19 protein-coding genes are annotated in these 21,348 nt (G+C 65.7%); 7 read left to right on the forward strand and 12 right to left on the reverse strand.

Annotated features, from left to right (window positions below; all coding sequences use genetic code 11):
* Nucleotides 1-69: 69 nt before the first annotated feature.
* Together pabB and ABC969_RS07800 are read left to right on the forward strand one after the other, a co-directional pair.
* Nucleotides 70-1,836, forward strand: a complete 1,767-nt coding sequence (gene pabB / locus ABC969_RS07795) for an aminodeoxychorismate synthase component I (RefSeq protein ID WP_345864109.1) — start codon at nt 70-72, stop codon at nt 1,834-1,836.
* A gap of 49 nt (nt 1,837-1,885) precedes the next feature.
* Nucleotides 1,886-3,085 (forward strand): pyridoxal phosphate-dependent aminotransferase, encoded by a 1,200-nt coding sequence (locus tag ABC969_RS07800; protein ID WP_345864110.1) that lies wholly within the window; start codon nt 1,886-1,888, stop codon nt 3,083-3,085.
* Nucleotides 3,086-3,220: 135 nt separating this feature from the next.
* On the opposite strand, the gene ABC969_RS07805 is transcribed toward ABC969_RS07800, so the two are convergent.
* Nucleotides 3,221-3,352: a hypothetical protein gene (locus ABC969_RS07805; RefSeq protein WP_345864111.1), complete on the reverse strand. Its 132-nt coding sequence runs from the start codon at nt 3,350-3,352 to the stop codon at nt 3,221-3,223.
* Between ABC969_RS07805 and ABC969_RS07810 the strand changes: the two genes are divergently transcribed.
* Complete coding sequence (locus ABC969_RS07810; protein WP_345864112.1) at nt 3,351-3,488, forward strand: hypothetical protein; 138 nt, start codon at nt 3,351-3,353, stop codon at nt 3,486-3,488. The genes ABC969_RS07805 and ABC969_RS07810 overlap by 2 nt on opposite strands.
* A 92-nt stretch (nt 3,489-3,580) precedes the next feature.
* A complete protein-coding gene (gene msrA, locus ABC969_RS07815) occupies nt 3,581-4,228 on the forward strand; it encodes a peptide-methionine (S)-S-oxide reductase MsrA (protein ID WP_345864113.1) in 648 nt (215 codons plus the stop codon).
* Between the two features lie 48 nt (nt 4,229-4,276).
* Here the strand turns inward: msrA and pdeM are convergent, their stop codons facing one another.
* A complete protein-coding gene (gene pdeM, locus ABC969_RS07820; protein WP_345864114.1) occupies nt 4,277-4,936 on the reverse strand; it encodes a ligase-associated DNA damage response endonuclease PdeM in 660 nt (219 codons plus the stop codon).
* A gap of 137 nt (nt 4,937-5,073) precedes the next feature.
* Here pdeM and ABC969_RS07825 point away from each other — a divergent pair, with 137 nt between their 5' ends.
* Nucleotides 5,074-7,008: a potassium transporter Kup gene (locus tag ABC969_RS07825; protein ID WP_345864115.1), complete on the forward strand. Its 1,935-nt coding sequence runs from the start codon at nt 5,074-5,076 to the stop codon at nt 7,006-7,008.
* A gap of 23 nt (nt 7,009-7,031) precedes the next feature.
* Here ABC969_RS07825 and ABC969_RS07830 read toward each other — a convergent pair whose 3' ends face one another.
* The 3 genes from ABC969_RS07830 to ABC969_RS07840 all read right to left on the reverse strand — a co-directional run bounded on the left by ABC969_RS07830 (nt 7,032) and on the right by ABC969_RS07840 (nt 12,005).
* Nucleotides 7,032-8,441, reverse strand: coding sequence for a M20/M25/M40 family metallo-hydrolase (locus ABC969_RS07830; protein ID WP_345864116.1), 1,410 nt, complete (start codon nt 8,439-8,441; stop codon nt 7,032-7,034).
* A gap of 75 nt (nt 8,442-8,516) precedes the next feature.
* Entirely contained in the window at nt 8,517-9,347 is an 831-nt protein-coding gene (locus tag ABC969_RS07835) for an aspartyl protease family protein (RefSeq protein ID WP_345864117.1), read from the reverse strand.
* A 243-nt stretch (nt 9,348-9,590) separates the two neighbouring features.
* Nucleotides 9,591-12,005, reverse strand: coding sequence for a ligase-associated DNA damage response DEXH box helicase (locus ABC969_RS07840; RefSeq protein ID WP_345864118.1), 2,415 nt, complete (start codon nt 12,003-12,005; stop codon nt 9,591-9,593).
* Between the two features lie 179 nt (nt 12,006-12,184).
* Here ABC969_RS07840 and ABC969_RS07845 point away from each other — a divergent pair, with 179 nt between their 5' ends.
* Nucleotides 12,185-13,186 (forward strand): ligase-associated DNA damage response exonuclease, encoded by a 1,002-nt coding sequence (locus ABC969_RS07845; RefSeq protein WP_345864120.1) that lies wholly within the window; start codon nt 12,185-12,187, stop codon nt 13,184-13,186.
* 108 nt (nt 13,187-13,294) lie between these two features.
* On the opposite strand, the gene rpoN is transcribed toward ABC969_RS07845, so the two are convergent.
* From rpoN to ABC969_RS07875, 6 genes are all read right to left on the reverse strand, one after another.
* Nucleotides 13,295-14,803 carry an RNA polymerase factor sigma-54 gene (gene rpoN, locus ABC969_RS07850; RefSeq protein WP_345864121.1) on the reverse strand — a complete coding sequence of 503 codons (1,509 nt, stop codon included), beginning with the start codon at nt 14,801-14,803 and terminating at the stop codon, nt 13,295-13,297.
* 4 nt (nt 14,804-14,807) lie between these two features.
* Nucleotides 14,808-15,584, reverse strand: a complete 777-nt coding sequence (gene lptB, locus ABC969_RS07855; RefSeq protein WP_345864122.1) for an LPS export ABC transporter ATP-binding protein — start codon at nt 15,582-15,584, stop codon at nt 14,808-14,810.
* A gap of 231 nt (nt 15,585-15,815) precedes the next feature.
* A complete protein-coding gene (locus ABC969_RS07860; RefSeq protein ID WP_345864123.1) occupies nt 15,816-16,355 on the reverse strand; it encodes an LptA/OstA family protein in 540 nt (179 codons plus the stop codon).
* A 5-nt stretch (nt 16,356-16,360) separates the two neighbouring features.
* Nucleotides 16,361-16,999: an LPS export ABC transporter periplasmic protein LptC gene (lptC, locus tag ABC969_RS07865; protein WP_345864124.1), complete on the reverse strand. Its 639-nt coding sequence runs from the start codon at nt 16,997-16,999 to the stop codon at nt 16,361-16,363.
* Nucleotides 16,992-17,612 (reverse strand): ribonuclease D, encoded by a 621-nt coding sequence (locus ABC969_RS07870; RefSeq protein ID WP_345864125.1) that lies wholly within the window; start codon nt 17,610-17,612, stop codon nt 16,992-16,994. Before ABC969_RS07870 ends, lptC begins: the two co-directional genes overlap by 8 nt.
* Nucleotides 17,613-17,643: 31 nt before the next feature.
* Complete coding sequence (locus ABC969_RS07875; protein ID WP_345864126.1) at nt 17,644-18,438, reverse strand: TerC family protein; 795 nt, start codon at nt 18,436-18,438, stop codon at nt 17,644-17,646.
* 207 nt (nt 18,439-18,645) lie between these two features.
* Between ABC969_RS07875 and ABC969_RS07880 the strand changes: the two genes are divergently transcribed.
* On the forward strand, nt 18,646-19,476 hold the full coding sequence (locus tag ABC969_RS07880) for a cold-shock protein (protein WP_345864127.1): 831 nt from the start codon (nt 18,646-18,648) through the stop codon (nt 19,474-19,476).
* A gap of 238 nt (nt 19,477-19,714) precedes the next feature.
* On the opposite strand, the gene ABC969_RS07885 is transcribed toward ABC969_RS07880, so the two are convergent.
* Nucleotides 19,715-21,310 (reverse strand): cisplatin damage response ATP-dependent DNA ligase, encoded by a 1,596-nt coding sequence (locus tag ABC969_RS07885; RefSeq protein WP_345864128.1) that lies wholly within the window; start codon nt 21,308-21,310, stop codon nt 19,715-19,717.
* Nucleotides 21,311-21,348: the final 38 nt, after the last annotated feature.

A 21,348-nucleotide genomic window follows, 5' to 3' on the forward strand; every position in this document is an offset into this window, starting at 1 on the left:
AGGCGCGCGCGCGCGCAGCGGCAACCTTCGCTTGCCGTGGCGCCGCGTGCATTGCATTCGGGGGCGACCATGTTGTCGCTTACCCAAAATCCCTTTGTTCTGCTGGACGACGCGCGTGCCGGGCGCGCGGGCGCGCTGCTCTATCGCGATCCGGTGCGCGTGATCGTGGCGAAGGAGACAAAAGAGATCGTTGGCGCGCTGGACGATTTGCGCGCGGCGGGTGGATATCATGGTGTTGGATTTTTGGCGTACGAGGCCGGCGCCGGGCTGGAACCGGTGTTGGGAATGGCGGATTCGGGCGGGCCTTTGCTGTGGTTCGGACTGTTCGAGCGCTGCGAGACGATCGCCGATGTTGGAGACTGGCTGCCCGATCCGGCGGGGGCGTGGATCGGCGCACCGACGCCGTCGATCGGGCGGGCGCAGTATGACGCGCAGGTCGCGCAGGTGCTGGAGCTGATCGCCGCGGGTGATCTGTATCAGACCAATCTGACCTACCGGGCGACGTGCCGCATCGCGGGCAATCCGCTGGCCCTGTATGCGCAATTGCGCGCGCGCGCGCAGGCCGGGCACGGCGCGTTGCTATGGACCGGCGAGCAGGCGCTGCTGTCGCTGTCGCCCGAACTGTTCTTCAGCCTGGAAGGGGAGGCGCTGACCTGCCGCCCGATGAAGGGCACGGCACGGCGCGGCGCGACGGCGGCGGAGGATGCGGCGCTGGCGCGCGCACTGGCCGAGGATGGCAAGCAGCGCGCGGAAAACCTGATGATCGTCGATCTGATGCGCAACGATCTGTCGCGCGTGGCCGTGCCCGGCAGCGTCGCGGTGCCGCAGCTGTTTGCGATCGAACATTATCCGACGGTGCATCAGATGGTCTCGACCGTCACCGCTGAACGTGCGCCCGACAAGGACGCGATCGACGTGCTGGCGGCGCTGTTTCCCTGCGGATCGATCACCGGCGCGCCCAAGATCCGCGCGATGCAGGCGATCGCCGCGATCGAGGCCACGCCGCGCGGCGCCTATACCGGATCGATCGGGCGGATCGATGCCGCCCGGCCGGACGGCACGCGCGACTCAAGCTTCAACGTGGCGATCCGCACGCTGACGATCCGGAACGGCGAGGCGCATGCCACGTTCGGTGCAGGAGGCGGGATCGTGGCGGATTCGCGCTCAACCGAGGAATGGGACGAGACACTGGCCAAAGGCGCCTTTCTGACCGCCGGGCAAACCGGCTTCGATCTGATCGAAACGATGGCGTTCGATCCCGAGATCGGGCTGTTGCAGCTCAACCGGCATCTCGCGCGGATGACGGCCAGCGCCGAATTGTTCGGCTTCACGTTCAATCGCCACGCCGTGCGCAACGAACTGCAGGCGGCGACTTTCCGGCTGCGCCGCGCACGCCGGGTGCGGTTGCTGGTCGCGCGAAGCGGGGCAATCGCGATCGAGGTCGGCGCGCTGCCCGCAGCGATCACCAGCGCCATGCCGATCGAGATCGTGCCGTTGCCGGTGGCGAGCGACGATTTCCGCCTGCGTCACAAGATCAGCGATCGCGGATTTTACGATGATGCGCGGCGCGCGTCCGTGGCGGACGAAGTGGTGTTCGTCGATCGGCATGGTTTTCTGACCGAAGGCAGCTTTACCAACATCTTCGTGGAGCGCGACGGCGTGCTGGTGACCCCGCCAGCGTCGCGGGGATTGCTGCCCGGCGTGCTGCGCGCCGATCTGCTGGCCAGCGGGCGGGCCATCGAGGGCGATCTGACGCCGGCCGATCTGGCGGGCGGTTTCCTGCTCGGCAATGCGCTGCGCGGTCTGTTTGCGGGCGTCGTTGCGGTTGCGAACTAGCGCAGAGCGAGGCATAGCCGCCGCGCCTTCCCAACATCAGGAACTGATCATGCAGCCCTCCGCCGCGCTCAATCGTATCAAGCCGTCTCCGACGCTGGCGATTACCTCGCGCGTGATCGAGCTGAAGGCACAAGGCGTCGATGTGATCGGGCTGGGCGCCGGCGAACCCGATTTCGATACACCCGATTTCATCAAGGAAGCGGGGATCAAGGCGATCCGCGACGGCAAGACCAAATATACCAATGTCGATGGCACGCCCGAGCTGAAGGATGCGGTGATCCTGAAGTTCAAGCGCGACAATGACCTGACCTATGCGCGCAACCAGATCACCATCAACGCGGGCGGCAAGCACACCTTGTTCAACGCGATGGTGGCGACGCTGGACGCCGGCGACGAGGTCGTCATCCCCGCGCCCTACTGGGTGAGCTATCCCGATGTCGTCTTGTTCGCAAACGGCACGCCGGTGTTCGTGGCGGCGGGCGCCGAGCAGAATTACAAATTGCGCCCCGAGCAGCTGGAAGCGGCGATCACGCCGCGGACCAAATGGGTGATCCTCAATTCGCCTTCCAACCCGACCGGCGCGGCCTATTCACGCGACGAATTGAAGGCGCTGGGCGCGGTGCTCGAGCGGCATCCGCATGTGTGGATCTTCGCCGACGACATGTACGAGCATATCGTGTTCGACGATTTCGAGTTCACCACCATCGCGCAGGTCTGCCCCTCGCTGTACGAGCGCACGCTGACCGCCAATGGCTGCTCCAAGGCCTATGCCATGACCGGGTGGCGGATCGGCTTTGCCGGCGGCGCGCCGTGGCTGATCAAGGCGATGTCCAAGCTGCAATCGCAATCGACAAGCAATCCCTGCTCGATCGCGCAGGCGGCAAGCGTGGCCGCGCTGACCGAGGATCAGGGCTTCCTGAAGGATCATGCCGCGCTGTTCCAGGGCCGGCGCGACCTGATCGTGGCCATGCTCAACCAGATCCCCGGCATCACCTGCCCGACGCCCGAAGGCGCGTTCTACGTCTATCCGGAGATTTCCGGGCTGATCGGCAAGACCACGCCGAACGGCCAGGTGATCGCGACCGACGAGGATTTCGTCGGCTATCTGCTCGACGACGCCAAGGTGGCGGCGGTGCAGGGCGCGGCGTTTGGCCTGTCGCCGGCGATGCGCATTTCCTACGCCACGTCGGATACGGTGCTGCGCGAGGCGGGCGCGCGAATCCAGGCGGCGTGCGCGGCGCTGCGGTAGTACTTTCTTTCGTCACCCCAGCGAAAGCTGGGGTCTTGTGCGACTCGTGTCGTCCGCCAGCCGCATGAGATCCCAGCTTCCGCTGGGATGACCGTGGGTGTTGAACGCCACCTAGCCCCCGGATGAACGATCGCTTCAGCCGCGATCAACCAAGCGTTTCGTAAAACGATCTTGTCGGTAGCGGGTCGAAGGACGATCTGCAGCGCCGACAAGGATTGTCATGGCCGCCAGCACTGCAATGCGGGGGCCGCAAAGGATCACGATCATGCGCTCTATTATCAAATCCACCTTTCTCTGGCAGTTCGCCGCCGGTTTCGCGCTGGGCGCGCTCGGCATGGTGACGCTGACCCCGGCGGATACGGTTACGGCGCCGTTCGCCACGACGCAGCAGCAGGCGCGCTAAGGCGGGGCTCTGGCGGCGCGATCGGCGCCGCCCTATATTCGGGAGCTGGGCGACGCCGGCATATCGGGCGTCCCCCCGGAGGTCCTGATCTCATGAACAAGTTCATCGCATCGGCGGTTCTGACCGCCACCTTGTCCGCCTGCGGCACCGCGCAGGCCGAGCGCGCCGTGCCGATTCCGGCTGCCAAAATGGACGTTCCCAAAACTGCAGGCTTGCAGACCGCGGTGTTGGCCGGCGGGTGTTTCTGGGGGCTGGAGGCGGTGTTCGAGCGTGTGAAGGGCGTGAAAGCCGTTACCGCGGGCTATGCCGGGGGCACGCGCAGCACCGCCAGCTACGATCAGGTTGCCACCGAGCGCACCGGCCATGCCGAGGCGGTGAAGCTGGTCTATGATCCGGCGCAGGTGAGTTACGGCACGTTGCTGCGGGTCTATTTCTCGATCGCGCACAACCCGACCGAACTCAACCGCCAGGGGCCGGACAGCGGCCCGAGCTATCGCTCGGCGATCTTCCCGCAGACGGCACAGCAGAAAGCGGTGGCCGCGGCTTATATCGCGCAACTGGGCCAGGCGCGGGTGTTTCCCAAGCCGATCGTGACCAAGCTGGAGGGCGGCGCGTTCTTCCCGGCCGAGGAGTATCACCAGAACTTTTTCGATCGCAACCCGACGCATCCGTATATCGTGAGGTGGGACAAGCCCAAGGTGGCGGGGTTCAAGGCGGGGTTCCCGAGCCTGGCGCGGTAGGCGGGTGATAATGCCCCTCCCCTGAGGGGGGGCTTTTCGTTTAGTCGTCTATGCCGCCAGCGCGAAGCGCAGCAGGCGATCCTCCACCGCGATCAGCGCCTGAGCCCCGGCGCCGACGGCACGCACGATCTCCGGGTGGGTGGCGTCCAGCCCCCCGGTCAGCGCACCGAAGGCGGGGAAAATCATCTTGGTTGCCGTCACCACGAAGCAGCGGCGCGACACGAGCTTGCCGCGCACGCGCAGGCGCAATTTGGGGTGGAAATGGCCGGAGAGTTCGGGGCGGTCGTCGCGCGGGTCGGCTTCGTGGCGCAGCACCAGGCCGTCGACCTCGGCTTCGTCGCATACTTCGCCACCGCAGCGATCGATCCTTGGATCGTGATTGCCGGTGATCCACGTCCAGCGCGTCGTGCCGGTCAGCGCGCGCAGCATGTCCTGCGCCTGCGCGGGCAGGCGATCGCAGCCGGCGGAATCGTGGAAGCTGTCGCCCAGGCACCATACTTCCTGCGCCTCGGTGGCGGCGACCAAGGCGGTGAGATCGGTGAGCGTGGCGAGCGAATCATAGGGCGGCAGCATCTGCCCGCGCAGCGCGAACCAGCTGGCCTTTTCGAAATGCAGGTCGGCGACCAGCAACGCGCGCCGCGCCGGCCAGTATAAGGCGCCCTGGGGGAGGGCGCAGAGCGCGTGGCCGGCGAACGAAAAGGGAACCATGGGCCGGCTATGACGCCGGACGCGGCAACGATCAATGATTCAGTATGATTTGCCCGGTTATCGCGGCACGTGCTATTTTCTTGCGCTGCACTGCAACAGGCGTAGAGCGCGCGCTGCTTCCTTACAGGCCGTCTGTCATGTCATCCGTCGCTGAAACGCCCCCGTCGGCCGCATTGCCGCACCCCGCCCTGCTCGCGCTGACCATCGGCGCGATCGGCGTGGTATTTGGCGATATCGGCACCAGCCCACTGTACGCGTTTCGCGAGGCGCTGGGGCAGACCAAGGCGGGCGGGATCGATGCCAGCGAAATCCTTGGCGTGCTGAGCCTTGCCCTGTGGTCGCTGATCATCGTCGTGACGCTCAAATATATCGTGTTCCTGATGCGCGCGGACAATCAGGGCGAAGGCGGCGTGCTGGCGCTGACCGCGCTGGCCAGGCGCGCGCTGGGCAAGCGCTCGCTGATCGCGATCGTGCTGGGGGCGAGCGGCGCGGCGCTGTTTTACGGCGATGCGATCATTACGCCGGCTTTGTCGGTGCTGTCGGCGGTCGAGGGGATCAGGACCATCCCGGGGCTGGAGCAGGCGATCGACCAGCGCGGCATCCTGCTGGTGACGGTGATCATCCTGGTCGCGCTGTTCATGGTGCAAGCGCGCGGCACGGCGCGAATCTCGAGCCTGTTCGGGCCGGTGTGTATCGTGTGGTTCGTGGTGATCGGCGGGCTGGGGCTGTGGCATATCGCCGATGAGCCTTCGATCCTGCGCGTATTCTCGCCGCATTATGGCGTGATGTTCCTGGTGACGCATGGCGTGACCGGGCTGTTCGTGCTGGGCGCGGTGTTCCTGACCGTAACGGGGGCGGAAGCGCTGACCGCGGACATGGGGCATTTCGGGCGCGCGCCGATCCGGCTGGGCTGGTTCGCCCTGGTGTTTCCCGCCTTGTCGTTCAATTATCTCGGGCAGGGCGCGTTCGCGCTGGCCGCGCTGGAGACTGCCGAGACGGGCGGCACCGCATTTGCCAATCAGGACTGGTTCTTCCTGATGGCGCCCGAGGCGTTCCGCCCGTGGCTGGTCGGGTTGTCGCTGCTGGCGACGGTGATTGCCAGCCAGGCGGTGATCACCGGGGCCTATTCGCTGACGCAGCAGGCGATCCAGCTGGGCTTGCTGCCGCGCCTGCGCATCCGCCAGACCTCGGCGCATCATGCCGGGCAGATCTATCTGCCGGCGATCAACTGGCTGTTGCTGACCGGCGTGCTGGTGCTGGTGACGCAGTTCCGCTCGTCCTCGGCGATGGCCGCGGCGTACGGCATCGCGGTGACCGGCACGATGGTGGTGACCACGTTGCTGGCCTATATCGTCGCGCGGCATCGCTGGCATTGGAACCGGCCGCTGGCGCTGGTGGTGATCCTGCCGTTCCTGGCGCTCGACTGCGTGTTCTTCGGCGCCAATATTTTGCGTGTCGTGGAGGGCGGCTGGGTGCCGCTGGTGGTGGCGGCGCTGATCGGGTTGCTGATCTATACCTGGGTGCGCGGCCGCGGCATCGTGCGCAGTTTCGAGGAACGGCAGAGCGTGCCGCTCGCTGATCTGGCCGCGGCGCTGGCGCGGCGGCCGCCGGAGCGGGTCGAGGGCACCGCGGTGTTCCTCACCGCCAATCCGGCCAATGCGCCGGGCGCGCTGCTGCACAATCTCAAGCACAACAAGGTGCTGCACGAGCGCAATCTGGTGGTCAGCATCCGCACCACCGACCGGCCGATGGTGGCCGCCGAGGATCGCGTGCGGATCGAGAAGCTCGATGACAATTTCGCCATCGTCATGCTCACCTATGGCTTCATGGAGCAGCCCGACGTGCCGACCGATCTGGGGCTGCAGGCGGCGGCGCACAAGAAGGTGCTCAACCCCGCCAAGACGAGCTATTTCATCGGCCGCAACACGCTGAAGGCGGTGGCCAATGAAGGCATGCCGTTATGGCAGGATCATCTGTTCATGTTCCTGCAGCGCAACGCCAGCGACCCGACGGATTTCCTGAAGATCCCGCCGGGCAAGGTGCTGGAGCTGGGCGAGCAGGTGACGGTGTGAACTGCCGTATGAGCTGACGGTGATCAGCCGGCGTACACCTTGATCAGATCGTAGAGATACGCGCGGCCGTCATAGAGCGACTTGACGCGGATGCGCTCGTTGAGGCCGTGGATGCCGCTGAAATCGCTGTCGATGAAGATGCCGGGCACGCCGTAAACGGGCATGCCGATGGCCTGGAAGAAGATACCGTCGGTGGCGCCGGTGGACATCAGCGGCACGACCGGCACGCCGGGGAAATGCTTGGCGGCGAGCGTGGTGGCGGGGCCGAGGATCCTGGGATCGAGCGGGGTGGGGATCGCGGTGGGGCGGACCGGCGGGTTGATGCTGACCTTGACCTTGGGGCCGGCCAGTTCCTCCAATCTGGCGAGCGTCGCGTCGACCGTTTCGCCGGGGAAGATGCGGCAATTGATGTTGGCGGTGGCGCGCTGCGGGAGCGCGTTTTCGGCGTGGCCGGCATTCAGCAACGTCGCCACGCAGGTGGTGCGCAGCGTGGAATGGAACGTCTTGTCCTGGCTGACGATCTTGTCCGCGGCGGCGTCGGCCGGGTTGGCGAGCAAGCGCGTGATCGCGCTGCCCATCGCACCGGGCACGGCCTTGGCGGTGGCGGCGAAGAAGGCGCGTGTCGTATCGGTGAATTTGACGGGGAATTCATACGCCCGCACCGCCTCGACCGCGTCGGCAAGCTCGTAGATCGCGTTATCGGGCACGGGCTGTGAGCTGTGCCCGCCGGGGTTGGTGGCGGCGAAGGTGTAATTCTGCGCGGCCTTTTCGCCGACTTGCACGGCGAGTACCTCGCGCTTGCCCTGCGCATCGAGCCGCCCGCCGCCGCCTTCGTTGAGCACGAATTCCGCAGCGATCAGATCCGGTCTGTTGTTGGCCAGCCACTGCGCGCCGTTCCACGCGAAAGTGGTTTCCTCGCCGCAGGTCAGCGCGAGCTTGATCGTCCGTTTGGGTTTATAGCCCGCGGTCTTGAAACGGATCAGGCTGTCGGCCCAGATCGCGCTCATCGCCTTGTCGTCGACCGTGCCGCGCGCGTAATAATAGCCGTCTTCCTCGGTCAGCTTGAACGGATCGCGCACCCAATCCTCGCGCTTGGCCTCGACCACATCGAGATGACCGAGCAGCAGCATCGGCTTCAGCTTCTGGTCGCTGCCCGGGAGGATCGCGACCAAGCCGCCATCCTTGGGATGATCGGGGACGGAGAATTGCGTGATGTCGGCATCGGCGAAGCCCGCCGCCTTGAGCCGCGTGGCGATCTGATCGGCGGCTTGCGTACAGGAGCCGGCGGAGAGCGTCGTGTTGGTCTCCACCAGTTCCTTGTAAAGCCCGAAGAAACGCTGCTGATCGGGGCTGAGCGCTGGCGCGGAAGCGGCGATCGGCTGCGCCCCCAGCAGCGCCGTGATCCCGAATGTCGCCAGCTTGATCGTCCGCATCGCCCACGCCCCTTGATGATTTGGGGCCAGCGTAACGCGCATTCGATCGCGCGCAAGTCGCGGAACGCGCTGCCTTTATCCGCGGGGCAGGGCGAAGCGCACTTCGCGATTGGTGAAATCGATATCAACCCGACGGAACAGCCGCATCGCATCCATGCCGAGCAGCAGCGCGGGGCGCTTGTGCAGCCCGAACCGTTCGAACGGCGCGGCATCGGCAAAGGCGACGGGCAGGTTCTGGAACTTGATGTCGCCGACGCTGACTTCCTGGATCTGCGTATAGGCCGCCTGCAGCACCGATCCGGTGACGCTGGTCACCGCCACCGGGGTGAGCTTGCGGCGGCCGACGCGGCGTTGCAGCGCGAGATTGCCGATCGTTACGGCGGCGCCGGTATCAAGGATCACGCGGATGCTGCTACCGCGATACACTGCATCGGTGACGACCAATTGCCCGAGCACGCTGCGCGCGGTGACGACGATCTCGCCGGGCAGGGTGCGCGACGTGCGGCGGCGTTTCTCGGCGGTGGTGACGGTCATCTGGCGGCGATCGAAATCGATCGTCAACTTGCGGCCCTGCAACGTATCGAGCCCGAGCAGGCCATCGGCGCCAAGATGCTGTGCCTCCAGCATCGGCGCCTCGATGCGGCTGCCGGCGAGCAGCCCGACGGTGATCAGCGGAATGATCGCGGTGGTGACGTTGCTTTGCCCGGTCATGGCGGTGATGCGGACGTTGCGGCCCGGCGCGAGCCTGAGCCGTTCGGCCAATTGGCGCGAGATGACGGTGCGTTGTGATCCGGTATCGACGATGAAGGCGTAAGGCCCGGAATCGGCGATTTTGACCGGGAGCGTCATGCGCTCCTGCTCGGTGGCAAAATCGAGCGCGGCGGGGGCCGGGTCCGGTGCGGGCATGGTGCTGGGGGCGGGGGGCGCTTGCGGAGTTGCGGGTGCCATCAGCGCGAGGGACAGGGCGGCTATAAGCGGCATGCACCAAGGGTGCGCCCGATGCGGACCTTTTGCAATCCTTCCTTATTACTCCCCTTCGGCAAATGGTGGCGGGTAGCGCAGCGGCGGCAGCGCTCGTGGCCATCCCTCCACCACCAGCCTGAAGAAGGCTGGCGGTCCCCCTCCCCCGTCGGGGGAGGAATGAGAAGGTCAGTCCAGGCGCATGGCTTCCGCGGCGAGCGCTTCGGCTTCGATCAGCAGCGCATCGTCGGCCAGGCCAGTGGCGATCTTCTCGCGACCGATCAGCGTCAGCACGGGGACCGCGAGCGGCGAGACGCGATCGAGATCGACGTGCAGCATGGTATCCACCGCGCGATCGAGCAGGCTGGCGAGGCGCCCGACATCGGTCATGCGCGCGCGCGCGTCTTCCCACGCGGCTTGCAGCAGCAGATGGCCGGGTTCGTATTTGCGCAGCACATCGTAGATCAGGTCGGTCGAGAAAGTGACCTGCTTGCCCGTCTTGCGCTTGCCGGGATGCTGGCGCTCGACCAGCCCGCCGATCACCGCGACCTCGCGGAAGGCGCGCTTGAGCAGTGCCGAGCTTTGCACCCAATCGACGAACTCGTCCTCCAGAATGTCGGGCGAGAACAGGGATTGCGGGTCGGTGATCGGCTCCAGCCCGTAACAGGCCAAAGCATAATCGTTCGACACGAAGCCCATCGGCTTCAGCCCCAGCGTCTCCATCCGGCGCGTGACCAGCATGCCCAGCGACTGATGCGCGTTCCAGCCTTCGAAGCTGTAGGCGACCATGTAATGCCGGCCTTCGCGGGGGAACGTCTCGACCAGCAGCTGGCCGGGATTGGGCAGGGTCGAGCGGCGCATCTGCACTTCGAGCCATTCGCGCACGTCATTGGGGAAGCGCGACCATTGGCCGGGATCGGCGAGAAAGCCGCGGACCCGCTCGGCCAGATTGGTCGACATCGCCATGCGCGCGCCGCCATAGGTCGGGATACGCGCTGGCCGGGCGGTGGCGCGGACCAGCAGATCCTCGGTCGATACCCCCATCACTTCCAGGCTCATGCCGGCGAAGAAGAAGGTGTCGCCCGACATCAACGTGGCGGCGAACGCTTCCTCGACCTTGCCGAGGCTGCGGCCGTTCTTGAAGCGCACGGTGAGCATCGTCGCCTCGACGATGATCCCCGCGTTGAGCCGGTGCTGGGTGACGAATTTGGGGTGGCTGACGCGCCACAGCCCATCCTCGTCCTGCGTCAGCCGCTTGAATTTCTCATATGCCTTGAGCGCATAGCCACCGTCGCGGATGAAGCCGAGCACGCGATCGAAGGTCTCCGCGGTCAGCGCGGAATAGGGCAAGGCCGAGCGGATTTCATCGAGCATGTCGGCGGAGGTGAACGGCGCGGCGCAGGCGCAGGCCATGATGTGCTGCGCGAGCACGTCGAGCCCGCCCATGCGGAAAATATCGGGATCGAGCTCGCCGGCATCGACCGCGTCCAAAGCGGCGCGCGCCTCGAGATATTCGAAGCGGTTGCCGGGGACGATCACCGCTTCCGATGGCTCGTCCATGCGGTGATTGGAACGGCCGATGCGCTGCAGCAGGCGCGACGAGCCCTTCGGCGCGCCCATCTGGATGACGAGATCGACATCGCCCCAATCGACGCCGAGATCGAGGGAGGCGGTGGCGACGAGGCCGCGCAGCTTGCCATCGGCCATGGCGGATTCGACCTTGCGGCGCGCCTCCAGGCTCAAGGAGCCGTGATGGATGCCGATCGGCAGGCCCATCGCGTTGACCTTCCACAGATCCTGGAAGATCAGTTCGGCCAGGCTGCGCGTGTTGCAGAACACGATCGAGGTCTTGTGCGTCTCGATCTCGGCCATCACCTGTTCGGCGGCATAGCGGCCGGAATGGCCCGACCAGGGCACGCGCCCCTCGGGCAGCAGGATATCGATATTGGCCGGGGCGCCGGGCTCGCCCTGCACCAGATCTACCGTGTCGATATCGCCATCGGGGGCGAGCCAGGCGCGATAGCCATCGGCATCCGCAACGGTGGCGGAGAGCGCAACGCGGCGCAGGCCGGGGGCGAGGCGCTGCAGCCGCGCCATGCAGAGCGCGAGCAGGTCGCCGCGTTTGCCGGTGGCGAAGGCGTGGACTTCGTCGACGACGATCGTCCTGAGATTCTCGAAGATCAGATTGCTGTCGGGATAGCTGAGCAGCAGGCTGAGCGATTCGGGGGTGGTGAGCAGGATCTGTGGCGGGCGCACGCGCTGGCGCGCCTTGCGGTCCGATGGCGTGTCGCCGGTGCGGGTTTCGACGCGGATATCGAGGCCCATTTCCTCGATCGGATTGATCAAATTGCGCTGGACGTCGACCGCGAGCGCTTTCAGCGGGGAGACGTAGAGCGTGTGCAGGCCTTCGGTCGGATGCTCGATCAGTTCGGTCAGCGTGGGGAGGAAACCGGCAAGCGTCTTGCCCGCGCCGGTGGCAGCGACGAGCAGCCCGTGATGCCCGGCGCGGGCGACATCGAGCATGGCGAGCTGGTGGCGGCGGGGGGACCAGCCGCGCGCGGCGAACCAGTCGGTGAGGGGGGCGGGCAATGATACGGCTGACATCAGCACACAAAGACCCGGTCACCGCGGACTTGTTCCGGGGTCCACCGTGCCACCGAGCCAACGGACGGTGGCGTTTGCGGGCCGGCGGACCCCGGAACAAGTCCGGGGTGACGGCTTATTGTGGGGCAATCGCACATCGCGCTGATGGAACAACCAGTCATCCCAACCATATAGGGACGATGGCAAAGCTCGGCGACTGGATCGATCCGCAACCGCACGGCATCTATGTGAAGCCCGCCGATATCTGGGTCGATCCCTCGCGCCCGGTGCCGCGCGCTTTGGTCACGCATGGCCATGCCGATCATGCGCGGGGTGGGCATGCGGCAGTGTGGGCGACGCCCGAGACGCTGGCGATCATGGGCGTGCGCTATGGCCCGCAGGCCGGCATCCCGGTCGCTTATGGCGAGACGGTGGATTGCGGCGGCGGGGTCGAGGCGACGTTCGTGCCGGCGGGGCACGTGCTGGGATCGGCGCAGATCGTGCTCGATCATCGCGGCGAGCGCATCGTCGTTTCGGGTGACTACAAACGCCGCGCCGATCCGACCTGTACCGGGTTCCAGCCGGTCAAATGCGACGTGTTCATCACCGAGGCGACCTTTGGTCTCCCCGTGTTCCGCCATCCCGAGACGGGCGACGAGATCGACAAGCTGACCGCGGCGCTCCGCGCCAACCCGACGCGCTGCGTGCTGGTCGGCGCTTATGCGCTCGGCAAGGCGCAGCGCGTGATCCGCGAGCTGCGCGATCGCGGGCATGACGATCCGATCTATCTGCACGGCGCGGTGCAGCGACTGTGCGACCTGTATGTCGAGCTGGGCGTCGATCTTGGCGAGCTCCGGCTGGTGGCGGATACCCCCAAGGCGGACCTGATGGGCAAGGTGGTGGTGGCGCCGCCGGGCGCGCTCAACGATCGCTGGTCGCGGCGGTTGCCCGATCCGATCACCGCGATGGCGTCGGGGTGGATGCGCGTGCGGCAGCGCGCGGTGCAGCGCAATGTCGAGCTGCCGCTGATTCTCAGCGATCACGCCGACTGGGACGAGCTGACCGACACGCTGACCGAAATCGCGCCCAGGGAAGTGTGGGTGACGCATGGCCGCGAGGATGCGCTGGTGCATTGGTGCATGACGCACCAGATCAAGGCGCGCGCGCTGGCGCTGGTCGGCTATGAGGATGAGGACGACTGACGCCGCACGCCCGCCCCCGCTCGTCTTCCCAGCAAAAGGGATCTCACGCGGCGCGCGGAGCACCTACCCCGACAAGATCCCAGCTTTCGCTGGGATGACAGTGAGGGCTCAGCCTGCCCCCTCCAGCGCCTTGGCGCGGCGGCGCTGGACCGAGCTGCCGATGCCCAATGCCTCGCGATATTTGGCGACGGTGCGCCGGGCGATGTCGAAGCCCTTGGCATTGAGCAGTTCGACCAAGGTGTCGTCGGAGAGGATCTTGTTGCCTTCACCGTCGATCAGCGCGCGGATCGCGGCTTTGACCGCTTGCGCGGACACCGCATCGCCGCCGTCCGACGACTGGATCGCCGAGGTGAAGAAGAATTTGAGCTCGTACAGCCCGCGCGCGCAGGAGAGATATTTGTTGCTGGTGACACGGCTGACGGTCGATTCGTGCATGTCGATCGCATCGGCGACCTGGCGCAGCGTCATCGGCTTCAGATGCGCGACGCCGTGGAGGAAAAAGGCTTCCTGCTGCTTGACGATCTCGGTCGCCACCTTGATGATCGTGCGCTGGCGCTGATCGAGCGCCTTGACCAGCCAATTGGCGCTGGCCAGCATGTCGCCGAGCCATGCCTTGCTGGCCTTGTCCTGATGCCCACCCGACAGTTCGACATAATAACCGCGATTGACCAGCAGGCGGGGGAGGGTGGCGGCGTTGATTTCGATGCCCCAGCCATGCTTGCCCCCGATCGTGCGGCGCGCGACGAAGATGTCGGGCGTCACCGCCTGCGCGGGTTCACCGCCGAAGCGGCAGCCGGGCTTGGGATCATAGCCGCGCAGCTCGCGGATCATGTCGGCCATGTCCTCGTCATCGACATCGCACAGGCGCTTGAGCCGGGCGAGTTCGCCGCGGGCGAGCAGATCGAGATTGTCGATCAGCCGCGCCATGCATGGATCGTAGCGATCGGCCTCGATCGCCTGCAATTTGAGGCATTCGGCGAGATCGCGCGCGCCGACGCCGGTAGGCTCGAACGTCTGGATGATGCCGAGCACGGTTTCGACGCGGGCCAGCGGCACGCCGAGCCGGTTGGCCAATTCGAGCAACGGCACGGTGAGATAGCCGCATTCATCGATCTGATCGATCAGATGCGCGGCGATGAACAGGTCCGCGCCGTCCACCACCGTGCCGGCCTGCGCCATCAGATGATCGGCAAGGCTGGTATCGGCAGCGGCGAGGGAATCAAAATCGAGGCCTTCGTCGCCGGTCCCGCCATTGCCCGCGCCGGTCAGGCCCAGGGCGCCGTCCATGCCAGCGCCGTCCGAGGGGCTGTCATGATGAAAGCTTTCCGTGGCGAAATCCACGTCGAGCGCGGCTTCGCCGGTGGCATCGCCACTCAGCACGAGCTGATCGGCGGTGGCGGGCTCGGCGGAGCGTTCGGCTGGCGGTTCGCGCTCCAGCGTGGGGCCGTCATCATCGGGTGCGGACGCGTCGAGCAAGGGATTGCGCTCGATTTCCTCGGCAATGAAGCCCTCGATCTCGAGATTGGACAGCGCGAGCAGGCGAATGGCCTGTTGCAGCTGCGGCGTCATCACCAATGATTGCGATTGCCGCAGGTCGAGACGCGGGGCGAGGCTCATGCGGCTAGAGCGAGAAGCCCTCGCCGAGATACAGGCGGCGGACGCTTTCGTCGGCGACCAGCTCGGCCGGCGAGCCGGTGAACAGCACGCGGCCATCATAGATGATATACGCGCGATCGACGATATCGAGCGTTTCGCGCACGTTGTGATCGGTGATCAGCACGCCGATACCGCGATCCTTGAGCTGGCAGACGAGATCGCGAATGTCCGAGATCGAGATCGGATCGATCCCCGCGAACGGCTCGTCGAGCAGCATGATCGAGGGATCGGCGGCCAGCGCGCGGGCGATTTCCGCGCGGCGGCGTTCGCCCCCTGACAACGCCATGGCGGGGGCATCACGCAGGCGGGTGAGGCCGAATTCGCCGAGCAATTGTTCGAGCCGGTCGGCGCGCGCCGCTTTGTCGGGTTCGGACAATTCGAGCACGGTGAGGATGTTCTTTTCGACCGACAGGCCGCGGAAGATGCTGGTTTCCTGCGGCAGATAACCGAGCCCCAGGATCGCGCGGCGATACATCGGCAGCCCGGTGATATCGTCGCCATCCAGCATGATGCGGCCCGAATCGGGCTTCACCAGCCCCATCACCGAATAGAAGCAGGTCGTCTTGCCCGCGCCATTGGGGCCGAGCAGCCCGATCACCTCGCCGCGCCCGACCGTGACCGACACATCGGTGAGTACGACGCGCTTGTCGTACGATTTGGCGATCGACACGACCGACAGGCCGGTGCCGCTGGGCATTTCGTGGATCGGCGGCATCGCCTCAAGGGTCGCGGTATCGGTCATCAGAGGCCCGTGCTCGCATCAGGGGTTGGCGGAAACATTGCCGCAAACCGGGGATTGTTGGAAGTGGGAAGCGTTGGAAAGAAGTTTCCGCTGTCACCCCGGACTGTTCCGGGCTCCGCCAAGCGGCTTGCGATGACCGAAACCGGCGGCGCTACGCAACCGGCACAGCAGACCCCGGAACAAGTCCGGGGTGACGGGTGAGGCCGATCACGCGCCATCGACCGGCAATGGCTAGTTCCGCTTGGGCACCGAGAAGCGCCCCGTTACGCGACCGCCTGGCGCCGTCGTCGTGCTGCCATCCGCGCCGGTGCGCGTGCCGCCGACCGAGGACCCGTCGATCACCGCCCGACCCGTATCGAGGTTGATCGACAGCCGCCCTCCATTCACGGTGTTGCCACCCTGCACCAGCGTGACCGCGCCCAGCATGGTGACGACGCGGCGGTTTAGATCGTACACCGCATATTGCCCGCGCGCCGTCTGATCAGGACGGGTGACGACCACGCCGCCCGAGGCATCGAGCCGCGAGACCTGGGGCGAGCCATCAACGACCTGCCCGGTATAGGACACGGTCATGCGCGCGGCGCGCAGCGTCAACTCGGCCTGGCGCACCGTGACGCTGCCGGCGAGCACCGCGCGGTTGGCCTTGTCCTGCAACTCGATATGATCGGCGCCGAAATCGATCGGCGCGTTGGAATTGTGCCGCGTCTGCGCAGCCGCGCCCGCGGCAGTGGCAAGGGCGACGAGCGCGAAAAGACGGACAGACATATGCATCGCGCTTATCTGTTCCTTCCGGGCACGATCCGCAAGCGGGCGTTGCCGTCCAACGTTACGACATGCGTATCGAGATCGGCCTTCATGCTCTGCGCGCTGAAATTGCCTTGCGGCACCGTGCCGGTCACCGCGCCACCGCTTTGCAGCTTGCGCGTCTTGAGATCGACCGTGGCATCGTGCGTATCGATCTTATAGCCATTGGCGGCCTGGAAACGGACCGCACCATCCACCTTCACTTGCTCGCTGGCCATGTCGTAATGGCCCTTATTGGCCACCAGCCGCGCCGGGCCCTCGGGCATTTGCAGCTCGGCCGACAAGGCGTTGAGCTGCACCACCTGTTCGCTGGAACTGCGCTGCACGGCGGAGCCGGCGGTGAGCGTGAACGGGCGGCGTTCATTATCCTCGCCGCGATAGCGCGCGCTTTGCAGCCGCAAGCGTTCCTTGGCGACCTCGACCTTGTTCTTGTCGAGCAGGAAGGAAACATCGCCGCGCGTGGTCAGCGGCGCCATGACCAGAAATGCCGCGAGCACGCCGATCGCGACGGGCAGCGCAAAGGCGGAGAAGCGCACGAAACGATCGTGGCTGCTGCCGGGCGCGGCCCATATCTGTCGCTCGGAGCGGACCCGCGCCGCAATGTCAGACATGCGCGAAGATATCCGTTTCCGGCCAGCCGGCGAGATCGAGCGCGGCGCGGTGCGGCAGGAAATCGAAACAGGCCTGCGCCAGCTCAGTCCGGCCCTCGCGCGCCAGCCGGCGGTCGAGCTCCTCGCGCAAGCGGTGCAGATAGCGCACGTCGGACGCGGCATAATCCTTCTGCGCGTCGCTCAGCACCGGCCCGCCCCAATCGGAGGATTGCTGCGCCTTGGAGATATCGGTCTGGAGCAATTCGCGGACGAGCTCCTTCAGCCCGTGGCGATCGGTATAGGTGCGCACCAGGCGTGAGGCGATCTTGGTGCAATATGCCGGCGCGGCGGTGACGCCCAGATAATGATCGATCGCGGCCAGATCGAAGCGCCCGAAATGATAGAGCTTCACACGGTCGGGATCAGCCAGCAAGGCGCGCAAATTGGGGGCTTCGTAATCACTGGCGGGCGAAAAGCGCACGAGATGCTCATCCGGGCCGCCATCCGAAAGCTGCACGAGGCACAGGCGATCGCGGGGGGTGAGGAGGCCCATCGTTTCGGTATCAACGGCAATATCAACGCCATCTGCGAACAGGCCGGCGGGGATGTCTTCTTCGTGGAGATATACGGTCATCCGATCCGCCTAGCGGGGAACGGATGAACGCTCAATGGCGCGTTGCCGCGCTATTGCGCCGCTCGCGGCGCCGGCGCGCCAGGATGTTGAGCATCTCGACGCCGGCGGAAAAGGCCATTGCGGCATAGATATAGCCTTTGGGCACATGCACGCCGAAGCCGTCGGCGATCAGCACCGCACCGATCATCAGCAGGAAACCCAGCGCCAGCATCACCACCGTCGGGTTGGCCTCAATGAAATTGGCGAGCGGCGTGGCGGCAATCAGCATCACGCCCACCGCCACTATCACGGCGATGATCATTACCGGCAGATCGTCCGTCATGCCGATCGCGGTCAAAATCGAATCGATCGAGAAGACCAGATCGAGCGCCAGAATCTGCGCGATCGCCGCACCGAAGCTGAGCGCCTTGTGACCCTTTTTGTCCATTTGCGTGCCGGTCGGCTCGGGATCCATCGTGTGATGAATTTCTTTGGTGGCTTTCCACAGCAGGAATAGCCCACCGGCAATGAGGATCAGGTCACGCCACGAAAACGCCGTTTCGAACGACGGCGCGCCGCCCAGCCCGGGAGCACCCTGAAGGCCCAGATCGAATACCGGCACTGTCAGCCCGGCGATCCACGCAATCATCGACAACAGCGCGAGTCGCAGCACCAGCGCCAGTGCAATACCCAGCTTGCGCGCCTTATTCTGTTGTGCCGGCGGCAATTTATTCGACAGAATTGAAATGAAGATCAGATTGTCGATCCCGAGCACGACTTCGAGCACGATCAAGGTGGCGAGTGCCGCCCAAGTGGCGGGATCGGCGAGCAATTCTAATAGCGACATGGGGATGCATGTGCCGGGCGGAAGCCGCCGTTGCAATGCAGCGATTTAAACTATGCCGCATTTTGGACGAATTTATTCGCAGCCCTGCTTTTTTTAGGCTAAACCGACTCTGTGGCACGATCGGTTTGGTGCTCCGAGACCCGCGCTATTCGTCCGGCGATGTGGTTTCGTTAGGCATGTTGGACGAGCCGGGAAGACGAACAGGGCATGAGTTTCGATAAAGGACGCCGCGGGGATCGCGGTGGGCGTGGCCGCGACAAGCGCGACGGCTTCGGCGGCGATGATTTTAACAGCGGCAGCAGCTTCGGCGGCGGCGGCGATCGCTTTGGCGGTGGCGGCGGCGATCGTTTCGGTGGCGGTGGTGATCGCTTCGGCGGCGGCGGCGGCGGTGATCGCTTCGGCGGCGGCGCACCGAGCGGCGGCGGCTTTCGCAGCGGCGGTGGCGGCGGCTTCGGTGGCGCACCCGGCGGCGGCGGCGCCGGGCGCGGCATGCCGCCCCAGGTCGTTGGTGAAGGCACCGGCGTGGTCAAATTTTTCAACGGGCAGAAGGGCTTCGGCTTTGTCGTGCGCGATGATGGCGGCGAGGACGTGTTCGTGCACATCAGCGCAGTCGAGCAGGCTGGCCTGACTGGTCTGGCCGAGGGTCAGCCGTTGGGCTTTACCCTGGTTGATCGTGGCGGCCGCATTTCGGCGACCGATCTCAAGATCGACGGCGAGCCGATGGCTGTCACCGACCGCGGCCCGCCGCGCGAGCGTGAAGCCGGCGGCAATGATGGCCCGCGGGGCGGCGCCCAGGGCGGCGCACCGCAGCGCCAGCTGACCGGCGAGAAGGCTACCGGAACGGTCAAGTTCTTCAACGCGATGAAGGGCTTCGGCTTCATTCAGCGCGATGACGGGCAGCCCGATGCGTTCGTGCACATCTCCGCCGTAGAGCGCGGCGGCATGACCAGCCTGAACGAAGGCGACCGGCTCGAATTCGAGCTCGAAGTCGATCGTCGTGGCAAGCATGCAGCGGTAAACCTGACGTCGATCGCGTAAGCGGTTCGATCAGTGATCTGAGAAAACCCGGCGGACCCTGGCGGTCCGCCGGGTTTTTCTTTGGGTGTGTGCGTGGCGGCTGCGGAAGGGGTTTCGCGCTAAGACGCGAAGACGCCAAGGTGTCGCGGCGCGGCCATCGCCGATACCGGCGTTCGCGTGTGATTGACGATTTATAGCCGCGGTGCGGGCGGACGCATCATCTTTGCGGCTGTGCGGCTTCGTGCGAAATCCGCTTTTGCTAAACGATCAGCCGTTTGAGCGCCGCGACCGTATCGGCTTCGGCCGCCGGCTTGTCGGTGCGGATGCGCGCGATGCGCGGGAAGCGCATGGCGACGCCGGATTTGTGGCGCTTCGATTCGTGGATCGAATCGAACGCGATCTCCAGCACCAGCGCGCGTTCGACTTCCCGGACTGGTCCGAATCGGTTCAACGTATTGTTGCGCACAAACTTGTCGAGGAACTTCAATTCCTCATCGGTGATGCCCGAATAGGCCTTGCCGACGGGAAGCAACTCGCCGTCCTCCGTCCAGCAGCCGAACGTATAATCGCTGTAGAAGGATGAGCGCCGGCCCGAGCCGCGTTGGGCATACATCATCACGCAATCGGCGGTCAGCGGATCGCGCTTCCATTTGTACCACAGCCCGACGCGGCGGCCGGTGACATAGGGTGAATCGCGGCGCTTGAGCATGACGCCTTCGATCGCCGCATCGCGCGCGCCGGCGCGGATGCCTTCCAGCTCGGTAAAGTCGGTCGCCTCGATCACCTGGCTGAGATCGAAGCGATCGGGATCGAGCTGCGGCACGAACGCCTCGAGCCGCGCGCGGCGTTCGGTCCAGGGCAGTTCGCGCAGATCCTCCGCGCCATCGAACAGGATATCGTAGACGCGGACGAAGGCGGGGTAATCGCTCAGCATCTTGCTCGAGACGGTCTTGCGCCCGAGCCGCTGCTGCAGCGCGTTGAAGCTGGCGGCGCCGCCGCCATCCTCCAGCGTGCCGCCCTGATGCTCGCCTTTGACGAGCAATTCGCCGTCGATCACCCCGGGGGTGGAGAAGGCGCGTGCGACATCGGGGAAACTGCCGGTCACGTCATCGCCGGTGCGGCTGAACAGCCGCGTCTCGCCCGCGACATGGACGATCTGCACGCGGATGCCGTCCCATTTCCATTCCGCGGCATAGTCCGTGAGATCGACGCGCAGCTCGTCCAGCGGGTGCGCCAGCATGAACGGGCGAAACACGGGCACATCGGCCGCAGTGGGTTGCGCGCCCGTGCCCTCGGCCCAGGCGAACAGGCTGGCATAGGGCGGATCGATGCCATGCCACACTTCCTCGACCGCCTCGACATCCAGACCGAAGGCAGTGGCCAGCGCGGTCTTGGCGAGCCGTGCGGAGACACCGATGCGCAGCGCGCCGGTGGCCATCTTGAGCAAGGCGAAACGCTCCTCGGCATCGAGCCGATCGAGCATGCCGGCGAGCGCTGCCGGAGCATCGGAGCGCGCCAGTGCATTGAGCGTATCGACTGCCTGGCCGATGCTCAGCGGCGCGGCTTCGGGGGGCGGGACGGGCGGCTTTGGCCACAACAAGGCGATCGTTTCCGCACTGTCGCCGACATACTCGCGGCTCATCCGGTACAGCACCGGATCGACGCGTGCTTCGATCAGCGCGCGGATCACCGCCGGCTTCACGCCCGGGAGATCGAGATCGCCGGTCAGCGCGGCGAGCCCCCAGCCGCGATCGGGATCGGGCGTGGCGCGCAGGTAATCGCCGATCAGCTTCACTTTCGCATTGCGCGACCGCGTGTAGATCAGGGCATCGAGCAGGTCAGCAAAGGCGCGCATATCGCGCTAACGCATGGCGTATACGACTGGCTCCCGCT

The organism is Sphingomonas qilianensis, from assembly GCF_039614825.1.
Lineage (GTDB): Bacteria > Pseudomonadota > Alphaproteobacteria > Sphingomonadales > Sphingomonadaceae > Sphingomonas > Sphingomonas qilianensis.